Annotated in this window: 9 protein-coding genes and 1 pseudogene; 6 read left to right on the top strand and 4 right to left on the bottom strand. The window is 59.5% G+C overall.

Translation table 11 applies throughout. The features are described 5' to 3' along the window. A pseudogene (locus tag IVA74_RS32925) lies at positions 1-972 on the top strand (IS256 family transposase); the annotation flags it as partial. Between the two features lie 234 nt (positions 973-1,206). Continuing rightward, the gene (locus tag IVA74_RS32920; RefSeq protein ID WP_247351209.1) at positions 1,207-1,560 is read left to right on the top strand and encodes a response regulator; all 354 of its coding nucleotides are present in this window, start codon (positions 1,207-1,209) and stop codon (positions 1,558-1,560) included. A 20-nt stretch (positions 1,561-1,580) separates the two neighbouring features. Here IVA74_RS32920 and IVA74_RS32915 read toward each other — a convergent pair whose 3' ends face one another. Further along, positions 1,581-1,925, bottom strand: a complete 345-nt coding sequence (locus IVA74_RS32915) for a response regulator (RefSeq protein WP_247351207.1) — start codon at positions 1,923-1,925, stop codon at positions 1,581-1,583. A 2,343-nt stretch (positions 1,926-4,268) separates the two neighbouring features. Between IVA74_RS32915 and IVA74_RS32910 the strand changes: the two genes are divergently transcribed. After that, on the top strand, positions 4,269-4,436 hold the full coding sequence (locus IVA74_RS32910; RefSeq protein ID WP_247351205.1) for a hypothetical protein: 168 nt from the start codon (positions 4,269-4,271) through the stop codon (positions 4,434-4,436). Positions 4,437-4,502: 66 nt separating this feature from the next. Here IVA74_RS32910 and IVA74_RS32905 read toward each other — a convergent pair whose 3' ends face one another. Next, complete coding sequence (locus IVA74_RS32905) at positions 4,503-5,366, bottom strand: formate/nitrite transporter family protein (protein ID WP_247351203.1); 864 nt, start codon at positions 5,364-5,366, stop codon at positions 4,503-4,505. Between the two features lie 570 nt (positions 5,367-5,936). Between IVA74_RS32905 and IVA74_RS32900 the strand changes: the two genes are divergently transcribed. Continuing rightward, positions 5,937-6,485, top strand: a complete 549-nt coding sequence (locus tag IVA74_RS32900; protein WP_247351201.1) for a hypothetical protein — start codon at positions 5,937-5,939, stop codon at positions 6,483-6,485. Between the two features lie 11 nt (positions 6,486-6,496). Next, positions 6,497-6,691 carry a hypothetical protein gene (locus tag IVA74_RS32895; RefSeq protein ID WP_247351199.1) on the top strand — a complete coding sequence of 65 codons (195 nt, stop codon included), beginning with the start codon at positions 6,497-6,499 and terminating at the stop codon, positions 6,689-6,691. Positions 6,692-7,567: 876 nt separating this feature from the next. Here the strand turns inward: IVA74_RS32895 and IVA74_RS32890 are convergent. Then, on the bottom strand, positions 7,568-7,867 hold the full coding sequence (locus IVA74_RS32890; RefSeq protein ID WP_247351197.1) for a hypothetical protein: 300 nt from the start codon (positions 7,865-7,867) through the stop codon (positions 7,568-7,570). A gap of 881 nt (positions 7,868-8,748) precedes the next feature. On the opposite strand from IVA74_RS32890, the gene IVA74_RS32885 reads away from it, so the two are divergent. Beyond that, positions 8,749-8,949: a hypothetical protein gene (locus IVA74_RS32885; protein ID WP_247351195.1), complete on the top strand. Its 201-nt coding sequence runs from the start codon at positions 8,749-8,751 to the stop codon at positions 8,947-8,949. Positions 8,950-9,028: 79 nt separating this feature from the next. On the opposite strand, the gene IVA74_RS32880 is transcribed toward IVA74_RS32885, so the two are convergent. Then, entirely contained in the window at positions 9,029-9,202 is a 174-nt protein-coding gene (locus IVA74_RS32880) for a hypothetical protein (RefSeq protein WP_247351193.1), read from the bottom strand. Positions 9,203-10,330 lie beyond the last annotated feature (1,128 nt).

Genomic DNA, 10,330 nt, shown 5'->3' with positions numbered 1-10,330 from the left:
CTACATGCGCCGGTCGAAGTCGATCGAGACGCTGCTGCCGATCCTTTACCTGAAGGGTATCTCGACCGGCGACTTCTCTGAGGCGCTGGCTGCGCTGCTTGGCAAGGATGCTGCCGGGTTGTCGGCATCCGTCATCGGCCGCCTGAAGGATGGCTGGCTCGACGAGCACGGCGCGTGGCAGAGGCGCGATCTGTCGGCCCAGCGCTACGTTTACATCTGGGCCGATGGCCTCCATCTCGAAGCCCGGCCTCGAAGACGAAAAGCAGTGCATCCTCGTGCTGATCGGCGCGACGCCCGAGGGACGCAAGGAACTGGTCGGCTTCACCGATGGCGCCCGCGAGAGCGCGCAGGACTGGCGTGATCTGCTGCTCGCCCTGAAGCGGCGCGGGCTCGACCTCGCCCCGCAGCTCGCCATCGCCGACGGCGCGCTCGGGTTCTGGAAGGCCGCCGGTGAGGTTCTGGCCGAAAACGCGCGGGCAGCGCTGCTGGGTGCACAAGACCGCCAACGTGCTCGCCAAACTGCCGAAGAGCCAGCAGCCGAAGGCCAAACGCGCGTTGCAGGAGATCTGGATGGCTGAAACGAAGCTCGCCGCCGAGCTGGCGTTCGACGCCTTCATCGAGAGCTACGCGCTGAAGTACGAGAAGGCCGCCGATTGCCTGAGCAAGGATCGAGACACGCTACTGGCGTTCTACGACTTCCCGGCCGAGCACTGGAAACACTTGCGGACGACCAACCCCATCGAAAGCACCTTCGCCACCGTTCGCCACCGCACCATCCGATCGAAGGGCTGCCTGTCCAACAAGACGGCACTCGCGATGGTCTTCAAACTGCTCGAGGCCGCGCAGAGAAGCTGGCGTCGTCTCGATGGCCACAACCAGTTGCCAAAACTCGTTGTCGGTGTGACATTCAATGATGGGATCGAGGTCATCGCCAAGCCGACCGACCGTCAGCCCATAACCGCCGCCGCCTGACCGGCTCCGGCCGTCACCAAAATTTGGCGATAGCTCCGCGGCCAAGGGAAGACCACTCTCGGTGAGCTGACGTCTGCTGGCCGCGGTGCGGTAGTCTATATCCGAAATAGGCCCAAGTCGGCTTAGCCTCGCCTGATCAACTCCTCCAGCGAGCTTCGGGCCTCAGAACCGGCTGCCCTTATGAGAGGTCGGGAAAAGACTCCCATTCACAAACCTGCCGGCGTACTGAGAAGCATGGCATCAGTACTGCTAGTTGAAGACGAAACGCTTCTCCGCATGATGATTGCGGATATGCTGACTGAGCTTGGTCACGAGGTTGCTGGGGAGGCCGGTGACCTAGGCTCTGGGCTGACCATGGCCATGAGCGCTGAATGCGACGCCGCTATTCTCGATCTGCAACTTGGCCGGGATAGCTCGGCAGCCATCGCAGAAGCTTTGCAGGTCCGCGGCATTCCCTTCGTCTTCGCGAGCGGCTATGGCGCCGATGGCGTACCGGAGCAATTCAAAGGTCGGCCAATTCTACAGAAGCCTTTCCTCTTAGACGCTCTCGATCGCTGCATGCGGACGCTGCTGGGCCCAAGGCTCTAACGCCGACTAGCTCCAGAGTATCAGCAGGCACCGGTGGTCTGCTGCATCACGCGATACAAGTCATCTTCGGAGAATGGCTTCCGGATCATCGGGAAACCGTCTCGCCGTCGCTCTCGTCCTGACAATTGCAGAACCTTCAGCGCCGGGCGGAGACGGGTCGCCCGCTCGGCCAACTCGTGGCCGTCCATGCTCGGCATATTGATGTCGTTGATCAGGATCGAGATGCGATCATGATGCTGCAACAGATCCAAGGCTTCAGCCCCGCCGTTGGCGCGGATAACTTTGCAGCCGATTTCCTCTAACATGCTCGCGATCACATCGAGGACCGCCGGATCATCGTCTACCAAGAGAACTGTGTGGGTCATTAGGAGCCAACGTTCGGGACGGATCCCCAGTTCCGACTCGGGGCGAACCATTGCCCCGCGGCTCGCGGAATATAGTTGTTGGTCCAGAATTGGAACTATAATGTTGCGGCAGCTGGCCTCTAAACCATCAACATTCGCTGAGGCCGGTGATGTTTGGGTCTCGAGTGCATCATCAATAGCCGTTCATCGAATCATTGGCATGCTCATCTGCATGCTCATGCCGATCTCACCAGGCGTCCATTATGAGACTCCCGCCGCCGCGGTGCGATGACTGCGGCATGCCGCAGTATTTAAAGCGGCGGTTTCTCGTTTGCACGGCCGGCGGACTGCCCGCGTCTGCCAGTGCGCGAATTGTGCAAAGGTCATTGGGACGACTAGGAACGGTCCCGCTCCATTGATCGAAAATCAAATAGGCCGGCCGTCCACCCCCCGGGTGTGACCGCACATACGAAGGCCGCAGCGGGAGGTTAAATCGCTGCGGCCCGCGCATGGTCAAAAACCCGGGTCAAATCGAAAAGTGAAACATGCAGCCAGCCCCGGTGACAAAATTCTGCCCTAGCTTTGCATCCTTTGCAAATACAATTCGGCGGAACCGAAATCTATTTCATGAGCATTTGGTTCCGAGAATGGAACGAATTTTGCTAATCTCACGCGTGATTCGGAGCGTGGCGCGTGCGAGATCACCAACCTAAGCAATGGACCGAGCACGAGGTGCAGACGCTGATCAAAGTGATCAACGCGGCTCGACCGCAGTCGAAGTCGCCACCGAGCTTGGAAGGTATATTGCTTCGGTCAAACGTGTGGCCGGAGACATGGGCTTTTGCTGCGGAGCGGGAGGGGCGCTGCACAGAGATAGTAGGCAGCCCCGGTCGGCGCCACTTCTGCCGAGGTTCACGCTGGCGGGTCTGTGTCTCTTCTAGTGGGGCGCAACCAGCGCTGCCATACTGAATGCGACTACGCAGGCAGCTGCCAAGGACCAGAGCGCTATAGCGATCTCTTTGGGCATGGTGGTGGCCTCCTGACGAAAGCCGCCTTCACCATTACTGCCAGACGAGCTTACAGTGCATACCGATCAGCATTGTGTAGGCAAGCCGGCGCCAAATCAGGTTCATCAGGACTAACATCTGGCATCCCCATATTTGATGCGGCCAAGCTTCGACCTCGTATGTTTCAAGAAGATTTCGCCGGGAGTGCGAAATGGCTTCGTGCCGAGGGTGGAGGGCAGCCCCGCCAGTCGTTCGTTGGCGGAGAGACCGGCCCCGGCTGCAGGGGGGCTTTTGGGGTAGGCCGGGGCCGCTCCACCATCTCGCCGGCGAGCCAGCGCCCAGTCAAATATCCGCCCGTGCTCGTCGTTCCATTTAGGACCGTCAATCCGCAAATTTCATTTTGTGTTGCGATAGCGGGCGAGCTCGGCCTTTGCCAGGGCCCGGGCGTGCTCGAGCGCTTCTGCTCCGGTCAACAGGTTCGGCGCGAGCCGCCGTCCAGGCGACAATGTCCCATTAGAAATAGACGCTCGGCCGACCATTAGAAATAGACGCTCGGCGACCATCGGCGAAGCAGACTTCGTAGCTGCCGGTTTGGGGCACAGCTTCGTGCTTGCGGAGGCGGACGGAGCGGCTGTCCATCGGTCCGGATGAATGACCTCGCGATGGTTCTCAGCAATATCGCAATATCAAGCAATGCCGCGCGAGATGGTTCTCGGCTGATCGCCCGAACCGGTTCACGCTGACGGGCCATTCGCACCAAAGAAACGGCCCCAGGCCGGGGGGAAGGACCCAGGGCAGGGGCCGCTCGGGCTAAGGACTGATAGCCGGATGCGTCTGAAACGCATGCAGATCATACTCGAGACGGACGGTGACGGTTCCTATTGATGCGACAGCACCTAAACGTCTGGGCCTATATCAATCGGTTGGCTCGCGCGAGCGACAAAGCTGCCGATCCGTGAAATCGACCGCCGTTAATCAGCGCCAAAACTCCAGTTCGGGTTCCTTTAGCTAGTGCGTGCGCGCCGGCGGCACGTAGCCTGACAGATGGTCGTATATGAAGGGTTGCTATGTGCCCCGCCCGTCATTCGGGGATAAGGGCCGGCCTCACCTAGGAAGCACTACCTACCATCTACTCCGCCTCGGCGTCTCAAAAGGAACGCGCAGCCGCGTTTCTGCTTGTGAGCAGAGCATGTCGAGTCGTTGTGGTAGCGAAAATGGAAAAGTCAACCGCAGAGCAACTCACTGAACTCCAAGAACTGAGCAAAGTCGCCCGGGCTAACGACTGGTCGGAGGTCTTGAAATCTAAGGGTGAGTCCGAGACCCGCATTCGCGATCTGAAGGACAAGGGGAGGATGGAATGATGCCTGATAGACCGGTCAGCGGCCGCGAACCGAAGCGCTCGAAAGAAGACATGCAACGGGAGTTGGGCCCGCGTGGTGTGCCGGGCAAGGAAAGCCCGGCGAAGATGACACCCCAGAGAGAGAAGAAGACAGCGAAGGATGTTGATCCGGGCCATCCTGCTTAAGCTGCCGCCGAATGAACTTGAGGGACACTTTCGACCCGATCAGCCATGTTGTCTCGGTTGGGCGGATTAGTCTTGGGCCTGGTCAAGCTCTGCCGCGACTTGGCCGTAGTTCAACAGGGCTACCAATGTCGTTCCGCCCACGATGTTGCCGAGCAGCGTCGGCACGAAGAAATCATAGGCGTATTGGCCGAGCGAGGCCTCTTCGCGTTGCACCAGGAATGCGCACTCGACCGATCCGGCAATGATATGCGCGAATTCGCCGAGCGCAACCACATAGGTCATGACCACAATGATGTGCGCGCGAAATCCCTTCGTGGCCGGCAGCAGCCACATCATCAGCGCGATCAGCCAGCCGGCAAAGACGGCGCGAACAAAAGTCTCCGGGAAGGGGCCTTGAACGGTGTGGCGACCAAGTTCAAGGAAAGCGTCAGTGACCTTGGGTTCGAAAATGTTGGTATGGGCAAGGCCAAAGCCTATCGCCCAGGTTCCCGCAACGTTTGACGCAAGCACTAAGCCCCACAGCTTCGCGACCTTGACGAGTGTGCAGAGATCCCGGTGGTGCAGCAGTGGCAGGATCGGCGTTAGCGTGTTCTCAGTGAAAAGCTGCTGCCGCCCCAGCACTACGACGAGGAATCCGACAGTGTAGCCGAGCGGAGCGACCAGCTGGCGTGTCGCCTCTTCGGAGATAGTGGCGTGCAACTTGCCTTGGACCACTAGCGACAACCCCATCGAAAGGCCCGCTGCAAGTCCGGACATTAGAACGGCCCACCAATGCCGCTCCAGCTCCTGCTCGCCCTCGGCCCGGATTGTCTCGTGGATCAGCGCAGCGCTCGGCCTGCTCTGGGACGCAATCTCCTCGGTCTGTCTCGGAGAGACGTCGTCGAGCTCCGAAGCTGCATTGAATGAGGCTGGGTCGTTCTGCTTATCCACGTTCGCCGCTCAGAAGTTGGTCTCAGCTCCAAAGCTCCCGACGACAATCCGTTCCTCGCAGCTGGTGGTGCGGAGCAAGCGACTGTGATTGCGCACATCTCTGGAAGCGGAAAAGTAGGTCCACATCGCCAGGAACAACTCGACTCGCGCCCGGTTCAGCTCCGGTGACTTTAGAGCTCTCTGACATCTTAAAATCGATCGGGCCGAATGCCTCGATCATTTTCGCTGCCTGGATATTCATGGGCTTTCTCCAGCAGCGCTATGATGCGGCTGTCTCGCGATATCGCGGGGCGATCAGCGACTATCGCAGTGCGGCAGATGAGCCGGACAGACGTGACAATGTGCAGGAGCAGATCCTCGTCTGTAAGCGGCGCTGCGAGCTGATGGGCTACGCTTGCTTCGCTGGACTCGCCTCCGCCATCCTCTTCCGAAGGCCTCGTTACGCTTGCGACGACCAAAGTCCATCCGAGCTGAATGAGGGCGAACTCTGTCGCTGCCACATCGCGCCGACTTCGGGACGACAGGAACGAAACTTCGCGAGAAAGCTTGGTCGCAAAAGGAGTGAACGATATGAAGCTCTCCCGCTTTGCACTGGCCTTGGCTGTCCTGATTCCCTGCACCGCGTTCGCGCAAGGCGGTGGCGGTGGCGGTGGCGGCGGTAGCGGTGTTGGCGGTGGTGGCGGATCCGCCGGCGGCGGCACAGGTGGCGCCGCCTCTTCGGGTGCCGCAGGTGCATCTTCAACATCTTCTGGAGCAGGAGCGGCAGGTGGCGCTGCAGCCGGAGCGAGCGGAAGTGCGTCGACCGCGGCAGGGCCTACGGGGAGCCCTGGACTGAATGGAAACACAGCGACCGGCAACACCAACGGTCCGACGACCGGCCAACTTCCCAACCAGCAGACCGGTAGCGGCAATGAGCTCAGCACGGGAGCGGCGCCGGGCACCAATACGGCTGGTACCGCGGCTCCGTCAGGCTCGCCGGGTGCCAACGTGCAGAACACCGCACCTGCGGGCGGCATCGGCAAGCCGACGACCACGAACCAACAGGACAGCGACGCCAAAATCGATCAGGAGAACACAAAGGCCGACAAGACAGTGGGGAAGATTTGCAAAAATTGCTGAGGATATTTGCGTTGATGTTGATCGCCTTCGTCGCAGCAGTCGCTATCGTCCAGCCGGTTCAGGGGAAGGACAAGCCGCACCACCATCGCCGAGGCGCGCAAGCAATGGAGCAACCAGCCACGGCAAAGCCAACCGGCGACCAGCCGCGCGATCCGGCCGACATCGCGTTAGAAAAGAAGATCAAGAGCATCTGCCGAGGTTGTTAGTCTTGGCCGGTAGTCAAGTGGCGGAGCAGATCCGGCCGCATAGGCGGTTCACTTACCTCGATGCAAGCCTCACTCCGGTCAGAGACGTCAACCGATCGATGAGTGCGTCCTGAAAACCGGGATCCCGCCCCCCGGGGGGGCGTGCTGCGGAGACTGGCGTATCCAGATGGCGCCGGCGAAGACGAGGAATTACGTTCGGCCAGCATCCGGTCTCAGGTCATCCCTGGGGCCTTTTCGGCTAAACGGGCGTTTCTAAGAAGAACTTCGCGCTCGCTACCGGCTGGCAAGCGACAAGCCTGATCTTTGAGGTTTGTGGGCAGTTCGGCCAATCGTCCCTCAAGCGAGCTGGTAGCTGTCGCCGCTGGTCCCTCAGCTGACAGGCTCGTCGATGGCAAGCCATGCGAACGTAGGATGCCAGCTCTCGACCAAAGCCGCCATGTCACAAGTTTAGATGCGGCCCAATTCGGCTTTGGCATCAATATGGTGCCGCGACAGCGAGCGCATGTCACGTCCGATCCTTCGTGCTCCTGCCCGTGCCGATGCTCAGCACATCGCCGAGGTCGCGCATGTCCAGCATCGCTAGTAATTAACCGCAGCGGGATGCCATGTTGCGAAGTTCGGACATGAGGGCCGCTTCGCTACGGCTGAGTGCCGCGATCTCGTCCGGCCGGCTACCGGCCCCCGCATTGCCTTTCGCATTTCGTGCTCATCTCGGTTCCATTCAATAAAGGATAGCGAGACTGCGAAGGTCGGGTCTGCATAACAGGCCGACGGCAAGTATCCGCTATGGCGTTGTGCATATGGACGAACCGTGCGCAGGCATCGAAACTCAAGAATCGATGGCGAAGAGATTTAGCTGGTTCCGCCAGAAACGATTCAGCTGGAGGTGCTTGTATGTCTTTTGACCCGATGGCCGCTGCCATTGACTGGCTCGATGCCTACCGCGCGGGCGATATCAAAGCGAACGTGGGAATGTACGCTTAAGATGCCGTCATTTACCTGCGGCTGCGGCGCGAGGAAAACCATCACCGGCTCAGAAGCCCGATGCTCGTATTGGGTTGATCGCTTGAACGAACATCCGGCATCCCGGCTCGACAATATCCAGCCCTTTGACGAGGGAGCGCTCATTTCATACGTCGTGCGCGAAGGCTCGGTCAGCGCGGTTCTGAGGTTCAATCCGGCCGGCCAAATCTCCTCGCACGCCTGCGGCCCAAACTAGGCCGCTCCTAATGCCGCGGGCTTGTTTGAGGTGCTGTTTCCGAGGCCGGGGCGCCGGTGCTCTGTCAGCGAACACCGCCCGTCCCATCGTGCTTGCTCGGGCCGAGCCAATCGAAAGAGAGCAGGCAAGCTTCGATGACAACAAAGGCGGCTAAACCGCCGAGGCAACCGAAGAAGACGATAGAAAAGGTAGCGAGCAAGAGCGATGTCGGCGAGCACCTTGCCATTGCGCTCGTCTCGGGTCTGATCTGCTTTCAAGTAAGGCATTCGAGTCCTGCAGGAGGCTCGAAGCCTAGCTTCAAGGGGGCCAGACGTCCACTCCCTCAGGAGCGCGGGCTCTGTGATGGCATAGCTCTTTGGCGTGCTGCTCTGACGGCCAACTGATCGTGGCCCAACACGGCTAGACCGCCCCCAGGTGCTCAGTCCGAACCACCGGCATCTCCTTGCCCGCGTCGTACTGATCGCTTGCAATCTGCTCGATTGTGGCCCGATGCTTCTTGAAGATGCCGACTATGTCGTTTGGATTGATCCCGTCCGCGGCCGCACGATCGCGCAAGGCAGCCCATTCGACTCTACAGATGATACGGTCATCACCAGCGAACATCGCGAATAGAAGAGCTTCAGGCTTCGACTGCGCGAACTCGCCGGATGGATCGCTGACAAGGGACGTCTCTGAGCTCCGTCTCAGGTGCGGGAAGGGTTGCTCCGGGCGAGCTCGTTTAAAGGGCTCTCGAAGAGCTGACCTATCAAATGATGTCGATCTATCAAATGATAATGTCTCGCGGTCAGTTCTTAATGTACTTTCGGTCCAGCATCGCAGGGCCAGAAGGGAGCGCGCCATGCAGACACGACGGCGGTTCAAACAAACCGAAACACTCGAAGAACGACTAGCGAAGGAAGCTGACAGGCTGAAGCATCAGGCACAGACCATGCCGCCTGGCCTGCAGCGAGATCATCTCATTCGGAAAGCGCGGCAAGCCGAAACCGCATCGCATATGAGTGATTGGCTGCGGTCTCCGGGTCTGCAGGCGCCAAAATAAAAAAGTCACCGCTCCTGAGCGAAAACATACGCCGCGAGGACTAGCGCGACGCTGGCGATGCCGACGAAGAATCGGACCATCACTTCTCCTTGCGAACACCCTTAAACTTCTTTGCGGACTTCTTGACTGCCATGAACTCGCCACTAGTCTTGTTGCGCTTGGTCGAGGTCTTGGTGAGCTTGTTCTTGAGCTGGGTACGCTTCTTCACCGCGCCCTTGCGTGCATTGTCGCCAGTCGGCTTATTAACTGCCATCCTATCCTCTGTTTGAGCAACAACCTTCGCATTTGTGGAACGTTCCTGACTCGGAACCAATTCACAATCTACTGGTTATCTCTGCAACACAGGAGGACACCATGGGCTTTGGAAGAGGTGCACTGCTTTGGATGCTGGGCATCCCGCTGCCGATTATTGTTATCCTCGCACTGTTCTGGCATCACTAAGGGCGGATGTACCCCTGATGCTAACAGAGGCCCTCGGTTCGCCCGGGGGCCTTTTAGTTTGACGGGGTGTCGAGCCCACGACGACATGCAAATCAACCTTTGAAGCGATGCCGTCGCCGGAACGGTGCCGATCGTCCGTGAGGCAGCGGCCGATATGGAGAGCCTACGGTGTCAGTTCGCGTGCCGATTAGTGCGGCCTATGATGTGAAGCACCCGGCTTGAGACAGCTAAGATCCGCGCCCATTGCTAAGCCCGATGCTGTTGCGCTTCGGAACCACCAAAACGACCGCCCGCTTGGGCACGCTGAAGACACGCTGCTGCGTTTGATTGCGGCAGGCAAAGTCAAAAGGAGTGTCCGTGGTGACCGCTCTGCTTATCAGGACACGGGTGCTACCACGTGGCAGGATTGAGAGAGGACAATGCTTACCAGGTAGTTGAAGTTCGATGCATCGCCGTCGGCAACGACACCGCCGCCAAACGCCGCACAGCGGGAAGGCGTGAACGAATGTGTGTCACGGGCGTGTAAGGGGGTGGGTAGGGGTGTCCGCAGCTTCAACACCAATCGTTTCTCAGCGACCGCTCGCCCCCAGTTTCACGCGCGTCTGCAAATCAAATGTTGAGGGGTACCGCGTGGCGCCTCGTCTGCCGCCGGCCAATCGCCGGGCTGAACCGATCGAGGTCGCGCTCGGACTTCGGGCGCGGCTGATGAAAAGAAACCGAAGTTACTTGATCCAACCCAACGATATCCGACCTCTCAGAACCACCACCGCCTTGGCTCGCCTTCCGGTCGCGAGCGGCACGGTCACAGGAGCTGCTTGATCGAGGCGAGACGTTCGCTAGCGTCTGTTGGGATTCAGGATTCTCATCGGGGCTTGGTTGTGATTCAAGCTTGGGATGGACCGATTCGTTTTGACTGACGCCCAATGGGCGAAGATGGAGC

Origin of the sequence: Bradyrhizobium sp. 132, from assembly GCF_023074185.1 — a bacterium.
Lineage (GTDB): Bacteria > Pseudomonadota > Alphaproteobacteria > Rhizobiales > Xanthobacteraceae > Bradyrhizobium.
The sequence above is the reverse complement of the archived record's forward strand: the minus strand, read 5'-3'. Positions and strand labels throughout refer to the sequence as shown.